Origin of the sequence: Actinomadura terrae, assembly GCF_022751215.1 — a bacterium.
In the GTDB taxonomy this organism is placed as follows: domain Bacteria; phylum Actinomycetota; class Actinomycetes; order Streptosporangiales; family Streptosporangiaceae; genus Spirillospora; species Spirillospora terrae.
On sequence record NZ_JAICDG010000004.1, the window covers coordinates 50,784 to 74,553 of the forward strand.

Genomic DNA, 23,770 nt, shown 5'->3' on the forward strand with positions numbered 1-23,770 from the left:
GGGCATGACGGCAGTGAGCCGGCGGGACTTCGGCCGGGCGGCCGCACTGGCGGGGCTCGGGGCCGGCGCACCGGCGCTGCTGGCGGGCTGCGGGTCCGGCGGGTCGGCCGAGGCGACGCGGGCCGGGGCGGCGGGGGCGGCCGCCGCTCGGACGTGGCGGGCGACCGGTCCGCTGCCGGCGGCTCTCGCGGGTTTCGACTCGACCATGAAGAGCTTCATGCAGGCCCGCAACATCCCGTCGGGGCAGCTCGCCGTCGTCCGGAAAGGCAGGCTCGTGCTCGCCCGCGGCTACACCTGGAGCGCGGACACGGCCTTCACCACGCAGCCGACCTCGCTGTTCCGTGTCGCCAGCCTCAGCAAGCCGGTGACGGCGACGGCGGTGCTGCGGCTTGTCCAGGACGGCAAACTGAAGCTCACCGACCGCGCGGCCCCCCTGCTCGGGCTCCCGACGACCGCCGATCCCCGGCTGAAGGACGTCACGGTGCTGCGCCTGCTCCAGCACCTCGGCGGCTGGGACAGCTCCGTCTCCGCGGACCCCATGTTCCAGGACGCGACGATCGCCAAGGCACTCGGCGTGTCCCTGCCCGTCTCGCAGGCCAACATCATGAAGTACACGTCGGGCCGCAAGCTCGACCACACGCCGGGCACGAAGTACGCGTACTCCAACTACGGGTTCCTGCTGCTCGGACGCATCATCGAGAAGGTCACCGGAAAGAGCTACGCGTCCTACGTCCAGCAGGCCGTGCTCACGCCGCGTGCCATCAAGCGGATGAAGCTCGGGCATTCCCGCACCGCCGCGAGCGGTGAGGTCCATTACTACTCCGGCTACACCGGGCCGACCGTTTTCGACAACAGCGGGAAGACGGTGGCCTATCCGTATGGCGCGTTCAACCTGGAGAACATGGACGCGCACGGCGGCTGGCTCGCCACCGCCCTGGACCTCACGCGCTTCGCGGGCATTTACGACGGCGGCACGAGCGTCCTGAACTCCACGTCGGTCAAGCGCGCGTTCGCCAAGCCGGAGACCGGGATCAACGGCGACGGCTACTACTACGGCTGCGGGTGGATGGTCCGGCCCGTCACCGGCGGCACCGGCATGAACACCTGGCACACGGGCTCTCTCGCCGGGACGTACACGCTGCTCGTCCGCCGCAACGACGGGCTGGCCTGGGCCGCCCTGTTCGACCAGCGGCAGGAGGGCGACGCGCCCGGCTACGGCGACATCGACCCGGCCCTGCACAAGGCCGCCAACGCCGTGCGGACCTGGCCGACCGGCGACCTGTCGTCCCGCTACTTCTAGGACGGCGGGGACGCGCCTCAGAACGCCAGGGTGATCTTTCCGGCCAGGCCGCCCCGGCGGAAGCGTTCGTGTGCGGTCCCGATTTCGTGCAGGCCGAAAGTCGAGTGCACGCGCGGCCGCAGCACGCCCTCGTCGACGAGCCCGGCGAGTTCGCGCAGGCCCGCGCCGTCCTCGCGCACCTGGTTGACGGTGGTCCGGACGCCGCGCGAGGACAGGTCCGGAACCGGACCGGCCTGGGTGGCGATCGACGCGTACCGGCCGCCGTCGGCCACCGCCTCGGTCACGAAGGCGCCGAAGGTGTCGAAGACCGCGTCATAGCGACGGTTCTGAAGAGTGTGCGCGTCGGTGGTGACGAGGCCGGCGCCGTGGTCACGGGCGAAGCCGAGCTGCGCGTCCCGGGAGACCAGGGCGTCGACCTCGACGCCTCGCGCTCGGGCGATCTGCAACGCCAGCCCCCCGACCGCGCCCGCGGCACCGGCGATCAGCAGCCGCTCTCCGGCGGACACCGCGAGCCAGTCCAGCGTCTGCCAGGCCGTCAGCCCGGGAAGCGGCAGGGTGGCGGCCTCGTTCAGGCTGACCGCCTGCGGTGCCGGGGCGACCGCCCGCGCGGGCAGCGCGACCAGATCGGCCCAGGTGCCGCGAGCGGAACCCAGCTGGTGCGACATCGCGATCACCCGGTCCCCGGTGCGCAGGCCGCTGCCGCCGCCCTCGACCACGATGCCCGCCAGGTCCCAGCCGAGCGTCATCGGCAGCGGCGGCGTCCCCTCGCCGATGGCCCCCTCCCGCGTCTTGTCGTCGACGGGGTTGATGCTGGACGCGATGGTCCGGATCAGCACGTCTCCCGGTCCCGGTTCGGGTCGGGGTGCCTCGACGATGCCGAGGACGTCGGGTGTTCCGAACCGGTCGATCTGTATGGCGCGCACGGAGAGCCCTTCGCGAAACTGCCGCTGACCAGCGCTGAAACGCGTCCTTTGAGGACGGGATTCCCGGTGGTGGACGCCGCGTCCGGTGAAACGGTGTGGGGTGGCCGGACGTTCAGGCCCACAGCCCGGTTTGCGCCAGCGCTTCGGCGGGTGTGTCGGCGTAGTCGACACCCGGCACCAGGTCGCCGTCGGGGCCCACGACCCGCCAGCCGCCGAGCTGCACCACGGGCACGCCGCCCCGGCGCTTCGCGAGAGCGAGTTCCGACAGGGTGCCCCAGGAGCCGCCGATGACGATCACCGCGTCCCCGCTGTTCACGATGATGCTGTTGCGGGCCTCGCCGACTCCGGTGGCGATGGCGATGGTGAGATCGGGGCCGGCGCCCTCGCGGTCGGCGCGCGACAGCACCCCGACGACCGTCCCACCGGCGGCCTTCGCACCGGCGGCGACCTCGGCCATCACGCCGGTGTAGCCGCCGCAGATCACCACCGCGCCCCGCTCGGCGAGCAGCCGTCCGACCTCGCGGGCGTGCCGGCGGTCGTCGTCGGTGCAGTCGCGGGGGCCGCACACCGATACCTGTATCGCCACTGGACCTCACCCCGAAGCCGACCTTACCCACCAGGCGGCGCGCAACCGGACGGCCTCGTGCCATTCCCGGAGCACAAGACGTGCTGATCAGCGAATAGTAAGTGGCGCTCCGGCGATTTCGCCGTTCACTTCGAATGATTGACGATTGTCGTTAGGCGAGGGGGGCAATGCCACAGTTATCCATATATTTCACCACACAGGATCTCGCGCGTCTGCGCGTCTGCCCGGGCCCGCACACGTTGTGGGAGCTGGTGCTGAGCCTGCACCGGCTCCAGCCCTGCCGTCCGTCCGGGGCGCCCGCCCCGCGGATGCCGCCCGGGGTGGCGCGGTGGCGCGCCGACACCCTGTCCGCCCTGGCCGGACGGCGGCTGGGCCACCACGTCCAGCGGCACCTGCTGCCCCTGACGCCCGTTTCGTCCTACTTCCCGGACTTCCTCACCCCCTACGCCGGGACGGACGGCCTCGACCAGGGCCTGGACACGCTCCTGTCCACCCCTCGCCGGCGCATCGAGGACGAGTTGGACCGGCTCGCCACACGCAGCGGGGCGCCGAGTTGGGGCGCCGAACTCGCGGCAGGCGACCTCTCCGCGCTGCACCTGCTCGGCGACACCATGCGCGCCTACTTCAACACCGCCCTCGCGCCGTCCTGGCCTGCCATCGCCGACCGGATCGCCGTCGAACGCACCCGGCTCACCGGCATTCGCACCACCAGCGGCATCGACGCCATGCTCAGCCACTTGAGCCCCACCACGATCTGGCATCCTCGCGAACGAATTCTGCGCGCCCCGTACCCGGTCTCGCATTCCATCCGATTGCAGGGCCGCGGGCTCACGTTGATCCCCTCGTGGTTCTGTAGCGGTCCACCCGTCGCATTCGCCGATCCGGCCCTGCCTCCCGTGCTGCTCTACAGCGTCGGGCATACGCCTGCCCAGCTCGCGGAATCCGACCCCGACGCACTGGCCAAACTCATCGGCCATACCCGTGCGGCCATCCTCCTGGCCATCACCACCGGTACGCCCACGGACGCCATTCTGCGCCGCACCGCGATCTCCGCCTCGCAACTGTCCCGCCACGCGGCCGTCCTGAAGAACAACAACCTCATCACCGAGGCCCGCCACGCCGGCCGCACCTTCTACACCCGGACCCCGCTCGGCAACGCCCTCACCGCTTCCGCATAACCCGCGACGCCATTCCGACTCCGTCCCGTCGGACGAGCCGGACGCGCCGTCCGAACACCTCGTGCGGGCTTCGTTGGGCGTGGTTCGGACCGGGCCCATCTGGACGGTGTTCGACCTGGTGAACGGGCTGTTCCGGGGGGTCGGACGAACGAGCCGTGGACGGCGTCCACCGCTCCGTCCGCTGTCAGATCCGTGTTCGGCGTACAGGCTGACAACAGAGATCATCTTGTGAACACGTGAGCTGATCCGTGACGTTGGTCCCCGGCGGGCCCCGCTCCCCCACTGCCCGCGACCAGGAGGGACGATGAAAGTATCCTCACGTGTCGCCGCCCTTGTGGCGGCCGCGCTACTCGGCTCTCTGAGTACGGCGTCCGGAATCTCCACGGCGCGGGCGGCCGGGGTCCCGGTTCTGCCCGGCGTGAATATGGAGGCCACCGTCAAGGCGGCCCAGATCGATCCGCGCCGGGACGACAACACGTTGACGCCGGGTGCCAAGGCGAGCGTGCTCCTGGTCGAGGAGGCGTTGCGCGACCGGAATCTGCTGGACGCCAAATGGGTGGACGGCTACTTCGGCACCACCACGATCGCCGCGTTCGCCGAATACCAGGAGTCGCTCGGCTACAGCGGGCTCGACGCCTCCGGGCTGCCGGGAAAGGCGTCGCTCACCAAACTCGGCGCCGGGCGTTTCACGGTCAACCACGTTCTCGTGCCGGGTGCACGCGTCGCCGTTGGGGACGTCGTCATCAACACCCGGACGCAGAGCATGCTGGCCGAAGCGAAAAGGCTCCTCGGCCGGGATCTCGCGCTGGATCAGGGTTCCTACAACCCCGGTGGCGACCCGACGTCCGCCGGTACCCACGACGGCGGGGGCGTCGTCGATATCTCGGTCGCGGACATGAGCCCCGCCACCCGCACCACCGTTGCCCGCACACTGCGCCGCGTCGGATTCGCGGCGTGGGTGCGCAGCCCCGAACAGGGCGACTGGCCGTGGCACATCCACGCGGTCGCCATCAGCGACACCGACCTCTCCGCACAGGCTCAGCACCAGGTCGGTGACTACTACCTCGGCATGAACGGGCTCGCGGACCGCGGCCCGGACGACGGGCCGAGGCTGCCCATTCGTACCTGGGAGGAATACCGGCTCGGCTGATCCATCCGTAACTCAAGGCCCCCCGGACGAAGGCCTCACGAACAAGGGCGCACGGACGAAGGCCCTACGCACAAAGGCCCCACGGACAAGGAGAACGGTATGAGAACGCTCAACAGGATCCTCACCGCAGCGACCGCCGCCCTGGCGCTCACCGGAGCGGCGGCCGCGACCTTCACCTCGACCGCTTCGGCGGCCGGTCGTGACGGCGTCTGCGACGACGGTGAGTTCTGCTACTACTTCAACAGCGACAACCAGGGGTCCGTCTCGGACTTCACCGGGTCCGTCGCCGACTACGGCACCGAACAACCCTCCTGCTACGACTTCAAGGGCCCCGGGGCGGGCCAGGGGCAGTGCATCAAGAACGCCGCCGCATCCGTCTGGAACCGCAGCAGCCAGACCGTTCGCGTCCACTACAACACGGGCTACGGCGGCGCGCACCAGGACTTCGCGCCGGGCGCCAAGGCCAACCTGAACCCCACCATGAAGAACCAGAACGCCTCGCACGAGTTCAACCCGACGACGCGGACGAACATGTCGTTCGGCCTTTACGAGTTGAGCGGCGGCTCCATCACCTGCGGCTTCGACGGCTACACCACCACCCCCGGACGGCACGAGGGCATCGACATCGCCCGCGGCATCGGGTCGGACGTGCACGCGCTGGTGCCCGGCGAGGTCATCTACATCGCGCGCGGCGCCAATGGCAGTAGCGGGCTCTCCACGATCTCCGTCTACAACTCCTCGCTGGGCAAGACGGTCATCTACCTGCACTCCGCTCCGCGCTCCGGGCTGGCCGTGGGCCAGCAGGTCAGTCGCGGCCAGGTCATCGCCGACGAGGCATGGCGCGGGATCTCCTCCAGTTCGGGCGCGCACACCCACGTCGAAATGCGGCCCGGACGGCAGACGCACGCCGCCAAGAGCGTCAACGACTACACGCTCGACAACCCCAACCCGACCTCGTTCTGGAACTCCCAGGGCTACAACGTCCGCTAGCGCGTTGCCACAGCAGAGGACGGTGACTGTGTCGAAACGAATGTCGAAACGAATCAGGCGGTTCGCCGCGGCGGCGGCCGCGATGACGATCGGCGGAATGGTCTTCATCCCGGGGACGTCCGCTTCGGCGGCGGGCCGTGACGGTGTGTGCGACGACGGCGAGTTCTGCTACTACTTCAACAGCGACAACCAGGGGTCCGTCTCGGACTTCACCGGTTCCGTCGCCGACTACGGCACCGAACAGCCCACCTGTTACGACTTCAAGGGGCCCGGGGCGGGCCAGGGGCAGTGCGTCAAGAACGCCGCCGCATCCGTCTGGAACCGCACCGGAAAAATCGTCCGCGTCTACTACAACAGTGACTACGGAGGCAACTCGCAGGACTTCGCGTCCGGCGCCAAGGAGAACCTGGGCTCCGCCCTGAAGAACCAGAACGCCTCGCACCAGCTCTTCGACTCCGCGCCGCCGACCGGGTGCAAGACCGACGGCTCGAACAGCGAACTGCCCTCGACGATCCTCGTCTACCGGGTGTCGCTGAACCGCGTCGAGCGGGTGGCGTTCAAGACCTACGTGCAGAACGTCCTGCCCAACGAATGGGTGCCGAGTTGGCCGGCCGAATCCCTCAAGGCGGGGGCGATGGCGGTCAAGAGCTTCGGCTGGTACTGGGCACTGCATTCGACGAACAAGACCTCGGGCGGGCAATGCTTCGACGTCTATGACACGACGTCGAGCCAGGTGTACAAGCCGGGCTCGGCGAAGGCGTCGACGAACTCCGCTGTGGACGCGACGTGGGGCACCAGAATGACCCGCGGCGGGAAGATCCTCCAGGCCCACTACTGCGCGACGACCACGGCGTGCGGCGGCTGGGTGAACGGGGACTGGATGTCGCAGTACGGCTCGCGTGACAAGGCCAACGCGGGCTCAAGCTACTCCACCATTCTCAAGGCGTACTACACCGGGATCTCGCTGTCCTGAGACCCGCGGCTCGCCTGACGCCGGTTCCCCGCCCAGTCCCCCCGGGCGGGGAACCGGTGCTCCTTCGACGACGACCTGGAAGTTGACCGGCCTGTTCCCGGGAAAGGCCACCCTTCCCTCGGCGTCCACCAGCTTGAACCGCACGTAGCACAGGCCCGGCTTCCGCGGCGTGGTGATGTCGGCCTTGATGTCGACCTCTTTGCCCGGCTGCGTGTCACTGATCGGGACGTCGGAAATGGTCTGGCAATTGTCCGCCCGCTGCGGGAGGTCGAGGCGATGCAGGGAGTAGCCCTCCCATGGGACCGTTCCCGCGTTCTTGAGCCGCCATACCTTCGTGACCGTCTTGCCCGGCGCGACGCGTGCGCAGTCGGGCAGCGTCACGTCCGCGATGAATACCGCCGCGTCTCCTTTGCGGGTCGGCGGTGCGGGTGCCGGATTGGACACGGGCACCGGGCAGTCGACCGGGGCCGACTCGGCCTTCGACAGGCTGCCGGGCGGCTCCTTGCCCGCCTCACCCGTCCCGGAGTCGCGATGGTCGGCGACCGCGATGGCGACCATCGTGCCCAGCCCGGCGGCCGCCGCCGCGAGCACGACCACCATGGGACGTGCCAGCCGGTTTCGTCCTCGGCCTCTCGACGCTGGCGAGGCGGCCGGGATGACGCCCACGATCCCCGCTGGCGGGGACTGCGATTTCGGGACGGATGCCGCGCTCACCGTCCGGGGGCCCTGGGGGCCGAGGGTGATGGGCATCGTGGGAAGTGTCGCGATGTCCGTCGCGAGGGTCGCGTCATCGTCCAGTGGAGGGTCGTCGGGGGCATCCGGCACGGGCTCGTCCTCGGCGTTCGCGGGGGTCTCCTGAGCGTTCGCCGGGGTCACCTGGGCGCCCGACGGCGGGATCGCCTGGGCGCCCGACGGCGGGGTCGGTCTGGCGCCCGCCGACCTCACCGTGCGGTTCGCCTGCTCCCAGCGCTCGCGGTAGACGGCCGGGTCCGCACCGCACGCCTTGACGAACTCGACGGTCGTGCCCCAGCTCGGCAGCCGGTTGCCCTTCGTGGCCTCGTGCAGGGTTGTGTGCGAGATCGCCCCTGAACGTCCCGACATCTCCCGGAACGGCGGGTTGTCTACCGATTGACGCAGTTCCCGCAGGACCGCCGCGAAGTCCGCGATGGCCGTCGCCTGTGCACGCATGTCGCCCACCGGCTGAAGCTAACAGCGCGAACGGGCTTCACTCAAGATCCAATTTGTATCCGCGGGCGAAGCCGTGTCCGGATACGAGGTTGTTAGATTCAGACCATCTGAAAGCAAGATCGTCGTCACAAGTGAAGCGGTTGACATCGGCCCCGGAGACGTGCGGCCGGGCCGGGCGGCGACGCTTGCCGCCCGCGCGACTTCGCCGTTCTGACGGACGGCGGCGGCTTTGCCGGTGGTGACCGCCTTTGCAGGCAGACCAGATCTTGCGAAGTGTTCGCCGGTTCTTGATGGAGAGTTCGATTGTTCGCCTGGTTCGGAGGAACCGGGCGCAGGCCGTGGCGAGCGCCCGCGATCTGACTTCTTCGCCCCTTTGGCAGATGTTGCCGATCGGCGCCGCGAAACAGCCATTGGTTCGCGGCGGCGGACACCCCACGTTTCACGTCATTCGGGGAGCGGCTCCGTCGGCGCGGGTATCCGCGCCAGGTAGTCGGCCATCTCACGCGGCCGGGACAGCATCGCCATATGGCTGCCGGGGATCTCGTCCGGGACGATGCCGAGCCGCTCCCTCACATGGCGGCGTACGAATTCGGGGGTGAAGAAGCGGTCGTCGCGGCACAGCAGATACCGCGTCGGGACGTCCGGCCAGGCGGGCAGCGGCCACGGCTCGCGTACCGCCCGGTCCATGCTCATCCCCTCGGACTGCGCGGTGTCGTGGTCGAGCACCCGCCGGCCCAGGTCCCGCGGGACGTCGTGCAGGTAGAGCTCGTAGTCGTCGGTGATGTCGGACGCGGGCCGCCCGCTGCGTTCCCACCAGTCGTTCGGCGCCTCACCCGGAGCCGGGATCATGCCGCTGACCAGCACCAACGAGGTGGGCACCTTGATCTTCTCGCAGACGAGCGGGCCGACAAAGCCGCCCCAGGAGTGCGCCACCACCACGACCGGCCCGCGCTCGCCGACGGCCTCGACGACGGCGTCGGCGTACTCCCAGAGCCCCGCCCGCGGGTCCGACACGGGCAGGTCCACCGCGAACGTGTCGTGCCCGCGGTCGCGGAGCTCCGCTTCGACCAGGTGCCAGTCGAACGCGCTGCCACCACCGCCGTGGATGAGTACGAAAGTCGTCATGCCGATAGTGACCTGCCGCGGCACGAAACCTCATCGGTTCGCGCCGCACCGATTCTGAGGACGGTCAGTCGAACGATATCGACAGAGCGTGACGAAAGACGCCGTGGGGGTCCCAGCGGCGCTTCACCTGCTGAAGGCGCGTGTAGCCGTCGCCGTAGTAGAGCGCGTGCCACGCAGTGGCGGAAGTGTTCTGCTCGGGGTCGGCGAGATCGGTGTCCGGATAGTTGATGAACGCGCCTTGGTCGGCGGCACCGGCGGGAACGCCGCCGCCGTCGGCGTAGACGTCCCGGTAGAACTCGCGAATCCACCCGAGGTGCTTGGCGTCCTCGGACGGGTCGTCCCAGCCGACGAGGAAACCGGCCAGGAAGATCGAGTCGCGGTGCGCCATCGCGGTAGCGCCCGGTGGGACGGTGTTGACCCGGCCGCCATAGGTGTTGATGAACAGATGCCCGTAGGGGTGGTGGTAATCGGCTCGGGTCAGATGGTGATGGGCGACGGCCATCTGCTCGTCGGTGAAGCGGCGGCGCCGGAAACCGGACTTCATTTTGACGCGGTGGAAGGGGCCGGGACCGCCGCCGAACCCCTTGGTGGCGGCGAGGAGCCACGGCAGCGTGGATATCTGCTGTGCCGGTCGCGCGTCGACGCCCCGGCGGAGCGCGTTCACCAGGTCATCCAGCAGCGGTCGCGCGCCCTTGTCGGTGGCCACCTGGCCGGACAGCGTAATGGTCTCGGTCGGACGGCTGGTGAGCGTGAACCCGCCGTAGAGCGCGGCGGCGGGCGAGCCGGGGGCGGAATTGCGCTCCGTCCATTCTCCGTAGTTGCGGAGCAGCCGCACGAACGTTTCCCGGTCCAGTTCGTCCCAGGACCAGTCGAGCGAGAAGTCCAGGACGGTGGAGGGCGGCCGGGGAAGCGGTTCGGCTGGGTCGCCGCCCGCCGACCGGAACCAGTAGCGGGTGATGATTCCGAAGTTTCCGCCGCCGCCCCCGGTGTGCGCCCACCACAGATCGCGGTTCGGGTCCGACGCTTCTCGGGTGGCCACGACGCTCCTGGCCTTGCCGTCCCTTCCGACCACGACGACTTCCACCGCGTACAGGTGGTCCACGGTCAGGCCGTGCAGCCGGCACAGCGCTCCATAGCCTCCGCCGCAGACGTGGCCGCCCGCTCCCACATCCGCGCTGGTGCCGCCGGGAATGGTGACGCCCCATTCCAGGAACAGCCTTTGGTACACCTCGCCGAGCGTGGCGCCCGCCTCGACCATGAAGGCGTTGCGCCGCGGGTCGTACTGGACGTCCGTCATGGTGGACATGTCGACGAGCAGGCGGACGGCGGGATCGTCGACCAGGTTCTCGAAACAGTGGCCGCCGCTGCGCACGGCGATGCGCCGACCCGTTCGCACGGCCTCATTGACGGCCAGCACGACATCGGCCGTGGAGCCGACCACACGGATCTGGTCCGGCTCGCACTCGAATCGCCGGTTGTATCCGCGGAACACCAGTGAGCTGTAGCGGGAATCGCCGGGAACCACCGTGATCGGTGCTTGTTCTCGCGGGAGCGGCGAACCGGCGGCGGGCAGCGCCGCTCCGGCGAGCGGAAGGGACGCGGCGGTCAGGGCGGCACCGCGAAGAAGGGTTCGGCGGGAGGGTGCGTTGTCATTGGTCACCCCCTCAGGCTCGCCGCGCGGCGTGACCCGCACATCGGCCGATGTGTTCCTCCGCGGTCGGCGGAAAGCAGAATGCTTCGCCGGCTCGGCGTACAACTTTCCGCCGATGTCCGCCGGGGCGGATATCTGTCAGGAGGCGAAAGCCTGCGCTACGGCGAGGCTGTCCTCGTAGACGTGGTGGCGCGTGATCTGGCCGTTCTCGACCGTGAGGTGCAGGGCGAACCGGGCGCGGTAGGCGCGTCCGGTGGCGCGGGCCGTCTGCCGAATTTCCCCGAGCACCACCGCGTCGTCCCCGTCCACGAGAACGCGTTCCACTTGGGTGTCGGCTTCCTCGGGGACGTGATGCTCGGCGATCCCCCGGAAATGGGCGGCCGCGTCTGCGCGGCCGGTCCGGTGCCGGATCCAGGGTGTGGCGGCGCGGCCGTGTTCGTTCTCGGGCCAGTTCAACTTCCAGTCGCCCTGCTCGGCGTACATCGCCGCGATCCGTTCTGGATCGCCTTCACCGATCCGTCGCAGCAACTCCTCGACCACAGCGCGCGTGCCTGTGTCGGACATGATCGGCCTCCTTCGGGTCGGACGAGGCCAACCTTGACAGCGCCGCCCGCCCCTGGGCGATTACCTCCCACGTAATCAACGCGGCGCGTGGACACCGCTCGCGCTGATACGGACGGTGACGCTCAGACCCGTGAGCGCGCTTCCTATCTCGTCCAGGCCAGCAAGGGTGACGAGAGCGATTCCATCGTCAGTGGTTTCGCCATCGGGAAGGTTCACCCCGCGGGGTGTCGGCGAAGCGGCGCGTTCATCGGTCTTCCGGGTCTGCCGGGTCTGTCGCTTGCTGAACGAGCCGGGTGAGGCCCGTGTCGATGGCTCTGACCGCGTTCTCACTCGCGGCCCCGAGCCCGTGCCGGGCCGCGAGCCAAGACGCGTCGTTGTAGGTCAGCCACACCTTGCCGTCGGCGTCCTCCCAGGCGAGGGCCTTCACCGGAAGGTCGATTCCGGCGGTCTGCCGGTCCTGCATCAACGGCGTCCCGCCACGGGGATGGCCGAAGATGAGCAGCTGGGTCGGCCGCAGTTCGAACCCGGCGCGGACGGCGTTCTCCGCGTGATCGATCCGGGCGAAGACCAGCAGGCCGGCGTCGGCGGCCGCCGCCTGGAGGCGGTCGATCGTCTCGCCGACGGACCAACCGCTGGCGACGGTGACCATTCCTTGATCCCCCATACCGGTCCTTCCTTCGGCGGCAGCCCATTTTCGCGCACCCGCGCCTGGGGAGGACCCCACCTGCCGAAAACGTTCGCCGCGCGGCGATGAGTTCCCGGGACATGGCTGGTCTGAGGAGGTGGACCTCATCAACGGCCGAAGGGAATGCCATGAAGGGCGACGTGTGGCCGATCGTGCACGCCGAGCGCGCGGCGCTCATCGACGATCTCGCCGGTTTGACGGACGAGCAGTGGCAAAAACCCTCCCTTTGCGAAGGGTGGACGGTGCACGAGGTCGTCGCCCACCTGGTCGACACGGCGCTGACGACGCGCCTCGGCTTCGTGGCCGCGCTCGTCCGGGCGCGGTTCGATTTCGACCGGCAGAACGCGCGCGGCGTGGAGCGTGAGCTGGGTGCGACACCACAGGTGACGCTGGAGCGGTTCCGCCAGGTCGCGACGCGGACGTCGGGCCCTCCGGCGCCCCTGGACACCCGGCTCGTCGAGGAGGTCGTCCACGGGGAGGACATCCGCCGGCCGCTGGGCCTGGCCCGCGCCTACCCCCAGGACGCCGTGGTCAGGGCGCTCCGGTTGCAGGCGCGGACGTCCGCGTCGTTCGGAGGTGCCAAGGAGACGGCGGCCCACGTCCGGCTGACGGCCACGGATGCCGGGCTGTCGATCGGGGCGGGGCCGGAGGTGAGCGGCCCGGCGCTCGCGCTGCTGCTGGTCCTTTCCGGGCGGCGGACGGCGCTGGACGAGCTGGACGGCCCCGGCGTGGCGGCGCTCACGTCCACCGCTTGAACCACGTGCATGTCCAACTTCGCCACGCAAAATGGGGACATGGACGAGCTGACGCCGATACGGACGGTCTCCGACTGGTTCGGGCTGCCCCTCTCGACGCTGCACTACTGGGAACGGCGCGGGCTGCTGGAGCCGCGCCGCCGCTCCGGGCAGCGCTACTTCGACCACGAGCAGGTCTACCGGGTGGCGTTGATCAAGCTGTGGCGGGAGACCGGGCTGATGTCCATCGAGGAGATCGGCGTGCTGCTGCGCCGCGCCGAGGCCGGTCCGCGCTGGCGGGAGACCGTCCACGGCCGCATCGCCGCGCTGGAGGAGCACATCGCCCGGCTGGACGCGGCGCGCGACTACCTGCGCTACCTCCTCACCTGCCGGCACGAGGGCGCCCCGGAGGGCTGCCCGCTGTTCCGGGAGTCCGTTCCCGTGCCCTTCTGAGTAGTCAGCGGGCACGGGGCATGACCAGGGTCGCCGCGAGGGCGGCGGCGGCCACGCAACCGGCCGAAACCAGGAAGGCGACGGTGTGACCGTGGGCGAGCGCCGCCGGGGCGTCCGCGCCGCCCCGTCCGGGATGCGCGTCGGCCCAGGCCCCCGCCGCCGAGGACGAGGCCGTGCTGATCACGGCGAGCCCGATCGCCCCGCTGGTCTGCCGGACGGTGTTCAGCACGCCCGCCGCGAGCCCGTTCTGCTCCGGCGGGACGCCGCTGGTCGCCACGACCGTGATCGGGGTGAACGCGGCACCCGTCCCGAAACCGAAGACACAACCCGACACCACCACGGTCAGCGCGTACGAGCCGTCCACCCCCAGGAAGTAGGCCACCCCGGCGAACCCTGCCGCGCCGATCAGGCAGCACGCCACGACGGCGCGGCGCGGCCCGAGCAGGACCGTCAGCGGGCCCGCCGCCCGCGCGCCCGCGAACATCGCGATCCCGACCGGCAGGTAACCGAGCCCGGCCCGCAGCGGTGTCCAGCCGTGGACGTCCTGGAGGTACAGCGACAGCAGGATCGGGCTGGCGAAGAAGCCCAGTCCGTGCAGGAGCATCACCAGGTTTCCGCTGCTCACTGCCCGTGAACGGAAGATCCCCAGGGACAGCAGCGGTTCCCGGGCCCAGCGCGCTTGGTGCGCCAGGAAGATCCCCAGTAGCGCGAGACCACCGGTTAGCGCGCCCGTTACCTCAAGGCTCGTCCAGCCCGCGACGGCGGCGCGCATCACCGCGTACACCACGCCGGTCAGCCCGGCGGTGGCCAGCGCGGCGCCCACCACGTCCAGCCGGGGACGGCGGCCCGGGACGTCGCGGCGCGGCAGGCCCCGCGCGGTCCCGGCGAGGGCGAGCACCCCGAGCGGGACGACCACGAAGAACACCCATCGCCACCCCGCCCACCCGGTGAGGACGCCCCCGACCAGCGGACCGGACGCGGCGCCGACCGCGCCGACCGCGCTCCACGTGCTGAGCACCCGTGCCCGCCGTGCCGGGTCGGTGAACGTCGTGGTGAGCAGCGACAGCGTCACCGGCGCGAGCAGCGCCCCGCCGAACCCCTGGACGGCGCGCGCGGCCAGCAGTGTTACCGGTGTTACCGCGAGGCCGCCGAGCAGGCTCGCACCGGTGAACACGGACATGCCGGTGAGCAGCATCGCGCGGTGCCCGAACACGTCCGCGCACCGTCCGCCGAGCAGCAGGAACCCCGCGAAGGCGAGCGTGTAGGCGTTGACGACCCAGGGCAGCGTGGCCGTGGAGAACCCCAGCGAGCCGCGGATGCCGGGCAGCGCCACCGACACGATCGTGGCGTCGAGGATGACGACGAACGTCCCCGCGCAGGCCAGCGCCATGACCAGCCGCTCGTGCCGCCGGATGTGCTCGTCCTTGGGGGGTGTCGTGGCGCGCCGTCTTTGCGTGAGCGGCCTCATGCTGATTCCTTTGGCCGCATGTGAACGCCGCGCTCCAGCACGGGACTCGCGTACCGCGCCTCCGCCACGTCGAACAGGGCGTCGATGGCCGGACGCGTCGCGACATAGGACGCGACAAGCCCGGCGATCTGCCGCTCCCCCGCCGGGAGGTCGGCGGCGGCAAGCAGACTCCTCACCCGCACGCTCACATCGCGGTAAACAGCGGTTACATCGTTCTCGTTGGGGGTGGTCACGCGGTTACCTCCTCGGACGGTCCGGTTACCGCGGTGTCCAGCGCGGGGGTGCGGCGGTGCCAGGCGGTGTGTCGCTGGAACGCGTCGCCGGCCCGGAGGACCGCGGCCTCGTCCGAGACCGGGCCCGCGATCTGCATCGACAAGGGCAGGCCGGACGCGGTGTGCCCCATCGGCACCGCGAGCACGGGATTGGCCAGCGGGTTCCAGTACAGCGTGTGGATCTTCCCGAAGGCGCCCGCGCTGTCCTGGTGGCCCGCCTCGTCGGCCAGGGCGTCGAACGGCGGGGCCCCGATCGACGCGGTCGGGCACACGATCACGTCGACGTCCGCGAACAGCGCGTCGACGGCCCGCTGCGCCACCTGCCGGACGCGTTGCGCCTGGACGTACTCCGCGCCCGACACCAGCGCGCCCGTGGCGAGCAGCCCGCGTGCGGCCGCGGTGTAGTCGTCCCAGCGGCGGGCCAGGTCGGCGCGGTGGTAGGCCAGGCCCTCGCTGGTCGCGGTGACGAGGGTCGCGGTGACCATCTCCCGCCAGTAGGGCAGGGTGATCTCCACCGGGACGGCGCCCAGCCCGGCCAGGACGGACACGGCCTCGTCGAACGCGCCGCGCACCGCCGGGTCGCCGTCCGCCGGGAAGTGGTGCTCACGCGCGATACCGACCCGGACGCCGGTCAGGTCACCCTCGAAGCGCGGCTCGGTGAAACCGGTTACCCCGGCGATAACGCTCAGTACCGCGGAGCAGTCGCGGGCACTGCGGGCGAGAGGGCCCACGCGGTCGAGGCTGTAACCGAACGGCACGCAGCCGTCGACCGGGACGCGGCCGAAGGTCGGCATCAGCCCGGTCACCCCGCAGAAGGCGGCGGGCATGCGGATGCTACCGCCGGTGTCGCTGCCGAGCGCGGCGAGGAACATCCCCGCCACGATTCCGCTCCCGGAACCCGAGCTGGAGCCCCCGGCCCAGGACTCATGCCGCCATGGGTTGCGTGGGATGGGGAATGGTTTGTCCGGTTCCGGGAGTCCGCAACCGAACTCCATCGCGGTCGTCTTCCCGGTGAGGACGGCACCGGCCGCGCGCAACCGGGCCACGACCGGCGCGTCCCGTCCGGCGCCCCAGTCCGGGTCGAGGACGAGGCTCTGCGCGGTGGTCGGGCCGTCCGCCGCCGCGATCGTGTCCTTGACGCCGACCGGGACGCCGTGCAGCGGCCCCCGGTCGACGCCGCGCGCCAGTTCCTCGTCCGCGCGGCGGGCCGCCGCGAGCGCCTGTTCGTCGAACCGCGCCAGATACACCCCGAGCGACGCGTCGGACCGGTCCGCCGCGGCGATCGCCGCCTCGGTCAGGCCGACGCTGGTCACCGTCCCGTTACGTAGCGCGTCAGCGGCCTCGGTCAGGGTCAACGCCTCGATCACGTTCCACCTCCGTAACGCCGCCCCTGCTGGGCGGCGGGCAGAACGCAACCTTCGTAACTCAACCCGGGTTGAGTGCAACCACGTGTGAGTGACGTCTCCCCGAGACGGAACAGCCCCGGGGCGTCCGGCGTGGACGCCCCGGGGCCGTAACCGGAAGGTGTTAGCGCAGGCCGTAGGCGCGGGTCACGGTCTGCTGGACCGCGTTCCCGGAGCCGTCGGCGGCCTTGAACCGCAGGGCCACATAACCGTTGTTGCTGGCGGGGTGGGCGATCGCGGCCGTCCAGCGGTCGGTGCCGGACGGGGTCAGCGGCGCGCTGGTCCAGGTCGCGCCGTCGTTGAAGGAGACCTCAAGCGACGACGAGGTGACGGCGGTTCCGCCCTCGGGCCGCTCGACCGTGATGTTCAGCGGGAACGTGGTGCCGGACGGCGCGCGCCCGTTGGCGTCGAAAGCACCCGTGATGCGTGGCTGGAGCAGACCGCGCTGGTGCTCGAACGGGTCCCCGGGCTTTTCGGTGGACGGGAAACTCCAGCTCGTCTTGATGCCCGTGGCGTATTTCGACCAGGGGACCTGGCGTGTCACGGACATGTCGAGCCGGTATTGCGCGGTGTCGGCGGGCACCGTCCAGTCTCCGGCGAGGGGGTTGGTGCTCTCGCCGACCTTCTGCCCGTTGCGGTAGAGGGTGAGCGTGCCGGTGGTGCCCTGGGAATTGTTGCCCGCGGAGTTCTCGTAGCCGAGCTGCCCGGTGTCGGCCAGCATCGGACGGGCGAGGAGCTGCCCCTGGCCGTGCCCGACCTTCATCGTCGGCCCGAAGGCGGCCTTGTTCCACGCCGCGGAATAGGTGGCCCCGGCGGTGTAGGAGCGCAGCCCGGTCTGCTGCTCCACCACCTGGACGCTGTTCAACTGGTAGAAGTACAGGCCCCTCCAGTTCATGCCGTTCGCGGTGTAGTAGACGCGCTGGGTACTGGGCGCGTTGGCGAGATGCAGGAGCCCGGGCGCCGCGCCGATGCCGTTGAAGTCGGCGTAGTCGACGTGCGGCCCGGCGCTGGCGGACGGCACTCCCTGGGTGCCGTAGGTGGTGTTCACCAAGGCGAGGCTTTCCGGCGTCGCGGTGAAGGTCAGCGCGGACGGAATATGTCCGGACGTCGGGAACGCGAGATTGTAGACGCGCGGGGACGGCTGGGTCGTCAGCGGTTCCGACTGGCTTTCCGCATAAAGGAAATGGTACGGACGGGATGTGCTCGCCGATGGCCACGCGCGCAGGCTGAGCCCCGGCCTGCCGCTGATGATCGTGACGAGTTCCTGGCCCGCGATCGTCTGGACGAGCTGGGCGTGGCTGACGACGAGCGAGGCGGTCGCGGACGGGCTGACCGCCTTGATCTCCGACGCCGTCCGCGCGTCCAGCGTGAGGTCGACGTCACCGTGCACCTGGAGCGTGGGGTCGCCGTACAGGGCGAGGTCGGTGGGCGCGTCGCGGGCCCCGGTGAGCACGATTACGGTCAGGCTGTAATCGCCGTCCGGGACACTCGCGGTGAGCGTGTCACCGGCCTCGACCAGCGGGTACTCCGCGCCGGTCGCCGGATCGATGATGGTGGCGAGCGGCGCGACGGGCATTCCGTCGATGTTGATGCCGCGCAGGGTGACCGTGTGGTCGGCGGCCGTGGACCGCGCCTTGGCTTTGATCTTGCTGTGGCCGAGGGTGAACAGGGGCCCTGCGGAGCCGGGGAGCGGCGGCCGGGCGGCCGCGCCGGGCGCCGCCTGGTCGGCCGTGGTCTTCGGGGACGCCGTCGCCGTCTGCGGGACGACGAGCAGCGCCGCGAGCGCGGCCCCGATGGTCAGGGTAGTTCTCCAACGCCTCACCTGGTTTCCCTTCTGTGCGCTGACAGGAGGTCGAGGAGTGGGCGCAGAACCGGACGGAGTGATCCTGCGAGAGGATCGCACCTGCGGGAAGTTCCGTCCCTTTCTTACATGATCATCCTAACCTCGATCACGGGGATTTTGTCCCGCGCCAAACGCGATAGTGACCGTTGAGGCTTATGAATCCGGTGGGACGAAAGTGGCCAGAGAGGCGCGGAAGACCGCCGGGAATCGGAGGTCGCAGTAGGAGGTAATCCGGCGGGCGGCGGCACGATCACGCGCGGACGCGGCGTCATCACCCAGAGCCGCGCGGATACCGGCGCGGTGCTGGTAGAACAGCGCGTTACGCCAGCCCAGCCGCGTCGCCCGCCGTTCGAATTGGAGGGCTTGGCGGTCACGGCCGTTGAGGTGCAGCGCCCACGCGAGGGCGTCCGCGACGGTCACTCCCCGGCTGCGGGACCATTCGGCCCGTGCGTGCTGAAGCGCGCCCGCCGCGTCGCCGGAGTCGGCGGCGTCCAGGTCGTTCACGACTCCGTTGGCGGCGAGAGACCGCCATTCCGCGCGCAGCAGTTCGTCCTGGCGGGCGGCCTCCCGCCTATGCCCGGCGGCTCTCAGCACCTCTATGTACTCGATGAAGTTGCGTGGACGCGGGGCGCGGTCCACGATGGCGCGGTAGCCGTCGGCCGCCGATTGCAGGTCGCCGCGCAATGCGTGCACCTTGGCCCTTCCATGCCGAGCGGGCAGGAACGCGGGATCGGTGGCGAGCGCGGCCAGGTAATGCCGGTCGGCCGCGTCCAGGTCACCGGACTGGAGGGCGAGTGCGGCGCCGGCGGCCTTATAGGCGCCGAGGTGGGTGTAGGCGTCGGCGAGCACAGCTTGCACGTCAGCGCCGATGCGCGTGCCGCGCTCACCCCAGCTAACGGCGTCGGCGTATTCGTGCCGGGCGTTGGCCAGCGACGCCATCGCGGCCATCGCCGAAGCGTTGCCGGTGCCGTTGAGGCTCAGCGACCGGGGGAGGGCCTCCTCGGCCTTCGGATAGAAGGCGGGATCGACGGTGACCCCGGCCCGCGCGATGTAGGCGGCGCCCAGGGCCGCCCACGTCCGGTAATCGCGCGGGGAACAGCGCAGGCTGTTCTGATACCGGACGATAGCGCCGGACGGCACCGCGAAATGGCGTCTTTCAGGCGCGGACCGATAGTGCAGCACATCGGCGCCGGCCGCCACAGCGACGGACAATGCCGTGGCCGCCGCCAGGCGCAGCGCATAGCGATCGGTCAGCACGGCCGCTCTCCGTCTCAGGGGACGCGAGGCGAAAGGCCCCGGTTTGATCGTCCACCACCGAATACTTCCGCTATCGGCGCATGGCAGACGTCGAACACCGCTACACGGAAACCGTCGTCCATTATTCGATGCCGCCGCCCAGCGGCCCGGAACGAACACCGTCTTTTGGCGAACAAGTTACCGCCCAATGGTCTTGGCGGCGGCCCGGGGCGCGATTTCGCGGCCGCCTGATAGACGGCGCGAGAGGCGGGGCATGATTGGACCCATGGGCACCTGGTTCACGCGGGAGATCGTCGACAGCGGACGGCTGCGGCTCTTCGTCTTCCTGGTGGCCTTCATCGCGGCGTTCCTTTTCATCCGGTTCAGCGTGCGGATGATCCGGCGCGGGGCCCGGTGGTGGCCGGGCAACGTCACGCCGGGCGGCCACCACGTCCACCATGTGATCTTCGGGCTGGTGTTCATGTGCGTGGGCGGCATCAGCGGCCTGCTGGTCGCCGACGGCACCTCCGCGCTGGCCGGGGTGCTGGCGGGCGTCTTCGGCGTCGGAACGGCCCTGGTCCTGGACGAGTTCGCGCTCGTCCTCCACCTCGACGACGTCTACTGGAGCGATGAGGGGCGGCTGTCGGTGCAGGTCGTCTTCATCGCCATCGCCCTGTGCGGGCTGGCGCTGCTCGGGCTGCGCCCGCTCGGCATCGGGGACGAGGAGGGCACCGTGTGGGCGATCACCCTGACCCTGCTGTTCAACCTGCTGGTGACGCTGGTCGCGCTCGTCAAGGGCAAGGTGTGGACGGGCCTGATCGGGCTGTTCATCGGCATCGTGGCCATTGTCGGCGCGATCCGGCTGGCCCGCCCGAACTCACCCTGGGCGCGGCGGCGCTACGGCGACCGGAAACTGGCCCGCGCCGCCGCCCGGGACAGGCGGCTGCGCGGTCCCTTCCAGCGACTCGGCACCCGCCTCTCCGACCTCATCGCCGGTAGCCCCAATTCCTGAATGCCCGGGCGGCTACTCGTCCACCAATGCGTGAAGGTGCATGTCGTGCCAACCGTCCTCGTGCAGGACGGCGCTGCGCACCGTTCCTTCAAGTGTGTAGCCGCTTTTGGCCGCCACCTGACACGAGGGCATGTTCTCCACCGAGTGATAAAGCTCGATGCGGTGCAGCCCGGCGACACCGATGGACCATTTGGACAGCGCGCGCAGCGCGACAGGCGCAATGCCCTGCCCCCGGGCCATCGGCCGCACCCAGTAGGCGCATTCCGCGACGCCTTCCTTGAGGTCGATCGTCCGCAGACCGGCATGCCCGAGGATCTCCTCGCCCCGCGCGACCGCCCAACCGGCGGTCGTCTCGGTCTTCCAGCCGTCCGCCAAGGCGGTGATCATCTCCTCCGCCTCCTCGATCGACTCGACGCTGCGCACGCCCCACCGGCGGATCAACGGGTCCTGCCGGGCCGCGAGCAGGACGGACGCGTCCCGGTGCGTCCATGGGCGCAGCACCAGACCGCGGCCCGCGTCGATGACGGGCTGGGCGTACGCGGCGAGGGTTCCGGGGGCGACGACCGGTGGAACGAGGTTCGGCATACCGCCATTCAACCCCACCGGCACGCGTCGTGGACGCCCCATCCGAATGGGCCGCCGAGTGGCCACAACCGCCGCCCCGCAAGGGTTAAGCGGGACCGGAGGGTTCCTTGAAGCAGCCCTCATGCCCGGCGCCCACCGCGCTTGAGAGAATGGAGGGACCCGTTAAAGGAGACGTTATGCACGACCTGACCATCACCATCGGCGGAGACCTGCCCGTGCGCAGGCTCGGTTACGGCGCCATGCAGCTCGCCGGACCTGGCATCTGGGCTCCGCCCGCCGACCGGCCCGGCGCCATCGCCGTGCTGCGACGCGCCGTGGAACTCGGCGTCACGTTCATCGACACCGCCGACTCCTACGCGCTCGGGGCGAACGAGGAACTGCTCGCCGAGGCCCTTCACCCCTACCCCGAGAACCTGGTCATCGCGACGAAGGCGGGGCAGAGCCGGCCCAGCGCGTCCGAATGGGTTCCGCTCGGACGCCCCGAGTACCTGCGCCAGCAGGCCGAACTGAGCCTGCGGCGGCTGCGCGTCGAACGCATCGACCTTTACCAGCTGCACCGCATCGACCCGAAGGTCCCGGCCGCCGACCAGTTCGGCACGCTCAAGGCCCTTCAGGACGAGGGCAAGGTGCGCCACGTCGGCCTTTCCGAGGTCTCCGTGGCGGAAATCGAGGCGGCCCGCGAGGTGGTCGACATCGTCAGCGTGCAGAACCTCTACAACCTGGAAAGCCGCGGCCACGAGGACGTCCTCGACTATTGCGAACGCGAGGGCATCGCGTTCATCCCGTGGATTCCCATCGCCTCCGGGAAGCTGACCCGGCCCGGCGGGCCCGTCACCAAAATCGCGGAGGAAACGGGCGCCACGGCCGCTCAGGTCTCCATCGCCTGGCTGCTCCAGCGTTCCCCGGCGATGCTGCCGATTCCGGGAACGTCGTCCCTAGCGCACCTGGAGGAGAACCTCGCCGCGGCCGACCTGGAACTGTCCGACGAGCAGTTTCAGTTCCTCTCGAAAATCGCCGCGCCGTAACCAGCGGCACCGGACGCGGCAGCACCATGATCAGCCGCGGCGGCCAGTTCCTCGACCATCGCGCCGATGGCCGGCCGCCGCGCCACGTCCCGCCGCCACACCGCGTACACATGCCGGCTCAGCACCGGCCGCACCGCGGCGACGGTGACGCCCGGCGGCAGTTCGTCCCGGCCGAGCCGTGGGAGGACGCACACCCCGAGCCCCGCCGCCACCAGCGCCAGCTGAGTCGGGTGCTCGGCGGCCGTGTGCACCACCCGCGGCTCGGCGAACGTCTGGAGCAGCCAGCCGTGGCAGACGGCGCCGACGGGCCAGGTGATCCATTCCTCGCCCGCCAGTTCCTCCACCCCGAGAACGGCGCGTCCCGCGAGTCGATGCGACTCCGGTAGAGCGACATCGACGACATCGTCCAGGAGCGGCGCCTTCATTAATCCGGCGGGCAGTTCGAGCGGTGCGTTGAACCAGTCCTGAACGATCGCCACATCCAGTTCCCCGCGTGCGACGCGCACGCTCGCCGCGTCGGGCTCCAGTTCCGAGACCTCCACCGCGAGTTCCGGATACCGCTCCCGCATCGCCCCGAGCGCCACCGGCAGCAATCCCCGCACGGCGGTCGAGAAGCCTGCCACGGAAAGCCGTCCGGCGACCGCGCCGCGATGACCGTCCAATGTCGCCTCGGCCTCGTCGACCAGCGAGAGTATCCGGTCGCCGTAGGCGACGAGCACCATGGCCGCGCCGGTCAGCCGCACCCCGCGCCCGGCCCGCTCCACCATCGCCTGACCGGTCTCCCGCTCCAGCTTCGCGATCCGCTGGGAAACCGCCGACGCCGTAATATGCAACGCCTCCGCCGCACGGGCCAACGTTCCATGCTCACGCACCGCGCACAACGCCTGAAGCAACAAGAAGTCGAACACCAAACCCCCTCATTCAAACCCTAGCGACAATGCGACCTGGTAATGTGACTGTTGGTGCTCGATCCTGTGCGGACGGTGTCCTTTCGCCGTTCACCGAGGCCGAACGCCGCCACACCCTGAGGGCCACTCCCCCGACCAAAGGGCAGGTAATACACGTGCCAGAATCCGTGGAAAGCGTGCTGCCGGACACCGAGGCCTCATGGCTCGGACGCCTCGTCACCCTGTTCACTCCGGTGTTCGCCGTCGCAGCCGGCTGGTTCGCCGCGCTGATCGCCAAGATCGTTCCAGGCGCGCACCTGGACGAGACACAACTCACGAGCTTCATGATCGCCGCCATGACGGCGGCGCTCGGTGCCGCCTGGAAATGGCTTCAGGGCTGGCAGCAGCACGAACGCCTCGTGGCCGAGGGCAAGGCGACCCCGGTGAAAAGTGCCCGCTCCAAAAAGCGCCATTGAACCCGTCCCGAGCGGCACCGTCCCATCCGTAGTAGGGCGCTTGAGCTGCGACCTATTCGCTGC

Annotated in this window: 24 protein-coding genes; 10 read left to right on the plus strand and 14 right to left on the minus strand. The window is 70.0% G+C overall.

Annotation, left to right across the window (positions count from 1 at the left end; translation table 11 throughout):
• The first annotated feature begins 4 nt into the window (after positions 1-4).
• Positions 5-1,300, plus strand: a complete 1,296-nt coding sequence (locus K2F47_RS24905) for a serine hydrolase domain-containing protein (protein ID WP_242907623.1) — start codon at positions 5-7, stop codon at positions 1,298-1,300.
• Positions 1,301-1,317: 17 nt separating this feature from the next.
• On the opposite strand, the gene K2F47_RS24910 is transcribed toward K2F47_RS24905, so the two are convergent.
• Both K2F47_RS24910 and K2F47_RS24915 read right to left on the minus strand, forming a co-directional pair.
• On the minus strand, positions 1,318-2,223 hold the full coding sequence (locus K2F47_RS24910) for an NADP-dependent oxidoreductase (RefSeq protein ID WP_242907624.1): 906 nt from the start codon (positions 2,221-2,223) through the stop codon (positions 1,318-1,320).
• Between the two features lie 112 nt (positions 2,224-2,335).
• Positions 2,336-2,809, minus strand: a complete 474-nt coding sequence (locus tag K2F47_RS24915; RefSeq protein WP_242907625.1) for an SLOG cluster 4 domain-containing protein — start codon at positions 2,807-2,809, stop codon at positions 2,336-2,338.
• 167 nt (positions 2,810-2,976) lie between these two features.
• On the opposite strand from K2F47_RS24915, the gene K2F47_RS24920 reads away from it, so the two are divergent.
• The 4 genes from K2F47_RS24920 (at position 2,977) to K2F47_RS24935 (ending at position 7,100) form a co-directional block, all read left to right on the plus strand.
• Positions 2,977-3,987 carry an ArsR/SmtB family transcription factor gene (locus tag K2F47_RS24920; RefSeq protein ID WP_242907627.1) on the plus strand — a complete coding sequence of 337 codons (1,011 nt, stop codon included), beginning with the start codon at positions 2,977-2,979 and terminating at the stop codon, positions 3,985-3,987.
• 304 nt (positions 3,988-4,291) lie between these two features.
• A complete protein-coding gene (locus tag K2F47_RS24925) occupies positions 4,292-5,137 on the plus strand; it encodes a peptidoglycan-binding domain-containing protein (RefSeq protein ID WP_242907629.1) in 846 nt (281 codons plus the stop codon).
• Positions 5,138-5,236: 99 nt separating this feature from the next.
• Positions 5,237-6,127, plus strand: coding sequence for a peptidase inhibitor family I36 protein (locus tag K2F47_RS24930; protein WP_242907631.1), 891 nt, complete (start codon positions 5,237-5,239; stop codon positions 6,125-6,127).
• 40 nt (positions 6,128-6,167) lie between these two features.
• Positions 6,168-7,100, plus strand: coding sequence for a peptidase inhibitor family I36 protein (locus K2F47_RS24935; RefSeq protein WP_242907633.1), 933 nt, complete (start codon positions 6,168-6,170; stop codon positions 7,098-7,100).
• Here K2F47_RS24935 and K2F47_RS24940 read toward each other — a convergent pair.
• From K2F47_RS24940 to K2F47_RS24960, 5 genes are all read right to left on the minus strand, one after another.
• Positions 7,047-8,288 (minus strand): NBR1-Ig-like domain-containing protein, encoded by a 1,242-nt coding sequence (locus tag K2F47_RS24940; RefSeq protein ID WP_242908771.1) that lies wholly within the window; start codon positions 8,286-8,288, stop codon positions 7,047-7,049. The two genes, K2F47_RS24935 and K2F47_RS24940, sit on opposite strands and share 54 nt — an antisense overlap.
• 444 nt (positions 8,289-8,732) lie before the next feature.
• On the minus strand, positions 8,733-9,413 hold the full coding sequence (locus K2F47_RS24945; protein ID WP_242907635.1) for an alpha/beta fold hydrolase: 681 nt from the start codon (positions 9,411-9,413) through the stop codon (positions 8,733-8,735).
• A 64-nt stretch (positions 9,414-9,477) separates the two neighbouring features.
• Positions 9,478-11,073: an FAD-binding oxidoreductase gene (locus tag K2F47_RS24950; protein ID WP_242907637.1), complete on the minus strand. Its 1,596-nt coding sequence runs from the start codon at positions 11,071-11,073 to the stop codon at positions 9,478-9,480.
• A gap of 129 nt (positions 11,074-11,202) precedes the next feature.
• Positions 11,203-11,628: a nuclear transport factor 2 family protein gene (locus tag K2F47_RS24955; protein WP_242907639.1), complete on the minus strand. Its 426-nt coding sequence runs from the start codon at positions 11,626-11,628 to the stop codon at positions 11,203-11,205.
• Positions 11,629-11,872: 244 nt separating this feature from the next.
• The gene (locus K2F47_RS24960) at positions 11,873-12,292 is read right to left on the minus strand and encodes a DUF302 domain-containing protein (protein WP_242907641.1); all 420 of its coding nucleotides are present in this window, start codon (positions 12,290-12,292) and stop codon (positions 11,873-11,875) included.
• 149 nt (positions 12,293-12,441) lie between these two features.
• Here K2F47_RS24960 and K2F47_RS24965 point away from each other — a divergent pair, with 149 nt between their 5' ends.
• Complete coding sequence (locus K2F47_RS24965) at positions 12,442-13,068, plus strand: maleylpyruvate isomerase family mycothiol-dependent enzyme (RefSeq protein ID WP_242907643.1); 627 nt, start codon at positions 12,442-12,444, stop codon at positions 13,066-13,068.
• Between the two features lie 39 nt (positions 13,069-13,107).
• Positions 13,108-13,500: a helix-turn-helix domain-containing protein gene (locus K2F47_RS24970; protein ID WP_242907645.1), complete on the plus strand. Its 393-nt coding sequence runs from the start codon at positions 13,108-13,110 to the stop codon at positions 13,498-13,500.
• Positions 13,501-13,504: 4 nt separating this feature from the next.
• On the opposite strand, the gene K2F47_RS24975 is transcribed toward K2F47_RS24970, so the two are convergent.
• The 5 genes from K2F47_RS24975 to K2F47_RS24995 form a co-directional block, all read right to left on the minus strand.
• Positions 13,505-14,968, minus strand: a complete 1,464-nt coding sequence (locus K2F47_RS24975) for a DHA2 family efflux MFS transporter permease subunit (protein WP_242907647.1) — start codon at positions 14,966-14,968, stop codon at positions 13,505-13,507.
• Positions 14,965-15,201: a hypothetical protein gene (locus K2F47_RS24980; RefSeq protein WP_242907648.1), complete on the minus strand. Its 237-nt coding sequence runs from the start codon at positions 15,199-15,201 to the stop codon at positions 14,965-14,967. The genes K2F47_RS24975 and K2F47_RS24980 overlap by 4 nt, the downstream gene beginning before the upstream one ends.
• On the minus strand, positions 15,198-16,607 hold the full coding sequence (locus K2F47_RS24985; RefSeq protein WP_242907650.1) for an amidase: 1,410 nt from the start codon (positions 16,605-16,607) through the stop codon (positions 15,198-15,200). Before K2F47_RS24985 ends, K2F47_RS24980 begins: the two co-directional genes overlap by 4 nt.
• 160 nt (positions 16,608-16,767) lie before the next feature.
• A complete protein-coding gene (locus K2F47_RS24990; RefSeq protein ID WP_242907652.1) occupies positions 16,768-18,465 on the minus strand; it encodes a hypothetical protein in 1,698 nt (565 codons plus the stop codon).
• Between the two features lie 174 nt (positions 18,466-18,639).
• Positions 18,640-19,743, minus strand: a complete 1,104-nt coding sequence (locus K2F47_RS24995) for a tetratricopeptide repeat protein (RefSeq protein WP_242907654.1) — start codon at positions 19,741-19,743, stop codon at positions 18,640-18,642.
• A 265-nt stretch (positions 19,744-20,008) separates the two neighbouring features.
• Between K2F47_RS24995 and K2F47_RS25000 the strand changes: the two genes are divergently transcribed.
• Complete coding sequence (locus K2F47_RS25000) at positions 20,009-20,734, plus strand: hypothetical protein (protein ID WP_242907656.1); 726 nt, start codon at positions 20,009-20,011, stop codon at positions 20,732-20,734.
• Positions 20,735-20,746: 12 nt separating this feature from the next.
• On the opposite strand, the gene K2F47_RS25005 is transcribed toward K2F47_RS25000, so the two are convergent.
• Complete coding sequence (locus K2F47_RS25005; RefSeq protein WP_242907658.1) at positions 20,747-21,319, minus strand: GNAT family N-acetyltransferase; 573 nt, start codon at positions 21,317-21,319, stop codon at positions 20,747-20,749.
• A gap of 176 nt (positions 21,320-21,495) precedes the next feature.
• On the opposite strand from K2F47_RS25005, the gene K2F47_RS25010 reads away from it, so the two are divergent.
• Complete coding sequence (locus K2F47_RS25010; protein ID WP_242907660.1) at positions 21,496-22,344, plus strand: aldo/keto reductase; 849 nt, start codon at positions 21,496-21,498, stop codon at positions 22,342-22,344.
• On the opposite strand, the gene K2F47_RS25015 is transcribed toward K2F47_RS25010, so the two are convergent.
• A complete protein-coding gene (locus tag K2F47_RS25015; RefSeq protein ID WP_308198452.1) occupies positions 22,314-23,252 on the minus strand; it encodes a LysR family transcriptional regulator in 939 nt (312 codons plus the stop codon). The two genes, K2F47_RS25010 and K2F47_RS25015, sit on opposite strands and share 31 nt — an antisense overlap.
• Before the next feature lie 155 nt (positions 23,253-23,407).
• On the opposite strand from K2F47_RS25015, the gene K2F47_RS25020 reads away from it, so the two are divergent.
• Positions 23,408-23,707, plus strand: a complete 300-nt coding sequence (locus K2F47_RS25020; protein ID WP_242907664.1) for a hypothetical protein — start codon at positions 23,408-23,410, stop codon at positions 23,705-23,707.
• The last annotated feature ends 63 nt before the right edge of the window (positions 23,708-23,770 follow it).

Excerpts from the sequence above, each read along its gene's own strand:
- K2F47_RS24905 (WP_242907623.1), top strand. The coding sequence starts at position 5 with ATGACGGCAGTGAGCCGGCGGGACTTCGGCCGGGCGGCCGCACTGGCG.
- K2F47_RS24920 (WP_242907627.1), top strand. The coding sequence starts at position 2,977 with ATGCCACAGTTATCCATATATTTCACCACACAGGATCTCGCGCGTCTG.
- K2F47_RS24925 (WP_242907629.1), top strand. The coding sequence starts at position 4,292 with ATGAAAGTATCCTCACGTGTCGCCGCCCTTGTGGCGGCCGCGCTACTC.
- K2F47_RS24930 (WP_242907631.1), top strand. The coding sequence starts at position 5,237 with ATGAGAACGCTCAACAGGATCCTCACCGCAGCGACCGCCGCCCTGGCG.
- K2F47_RS24935 (WP_242907633.1), top strand. The coding sequence starts at position 6,168 with ATGTCGAAACGAATCAGGCGGTTCGCCGCGGCGGCGGCCGCGATGACG.
- K2F47_RS24940 (WP_242908771.1), bottom strand. The coding sequence starts at position 8,288 with ATGCGTGCACAGGCGACGGCCATCGCGGACTTCGCGGCGGTCCTGCGG.
- K2F47_RS24945 (WP_242907635.1), bottom strand. The coding sequence starts at position 9,413 with ATGACGACTTTCGTACTCATCCACGGCGGTGGTGGCAGCGCGTTCGAC.
- K2F47_RS24955 (WP_242907639.1), bottom strand. The coding sequence starts at position 11,628 with ATGTCCGACACAGGCACGCGCGCTGTGGTCGAGGAGTTGCTGCGACGG.
- K2F47_RS24960 (WP_242907641.1), bottom strand. The coding sequence starts at position 12,292 with ATGGGGGATCAAGGAATGGTCACCGTCGCCAGCGGTTGGTCCGTCGGC.
- K2F47_RS24965 (WP_242907643.1), top strand. The coding sequence starts at position 12,442 with ATGAAGGGCGACGTGTGGCCGATCGTGCACGCCGAGCGCGCGGCGCTC.
- K2F47_RS24970 (WP_242907645.1), top strand. The coding sequence starts at position 13,108 with ATGGACGAGCTGACGCCGATACGGACGGTCTCCGACTGGTTCGGGCTG.
- K2F47_RS24975 (WP_242907647.1), bottom strand. The coding sequence starts at position 14,968 with ATGAGGCCGCTCACGCAAAGACGGCGCGCCACGACACCCCCCAAGGAC.
- K2F47_RS25000 (WP_242907656.1), top strand. The coding sequence starts at position 20,009 with ATGGGCACCTGGTTCACGCGGGAGATCGTCGACAGCGGACGGCTGCGG.
- K2F47_RS25005 (WP_242907658.1), bottom strand. The coding sequence starts at position 21,319 with ATGCCGAACCTCGTTCCACCGGTCGTCGCCCCCGGAACCCTCGCCGCG.
- K2F47_RS25010 (WP_242907660.1), top strand. The coding sequence starts at position 21,496 with ATGCACGACCTGACCATCACCATCGGCGGAGACCTGCCCGTGCGCAGG.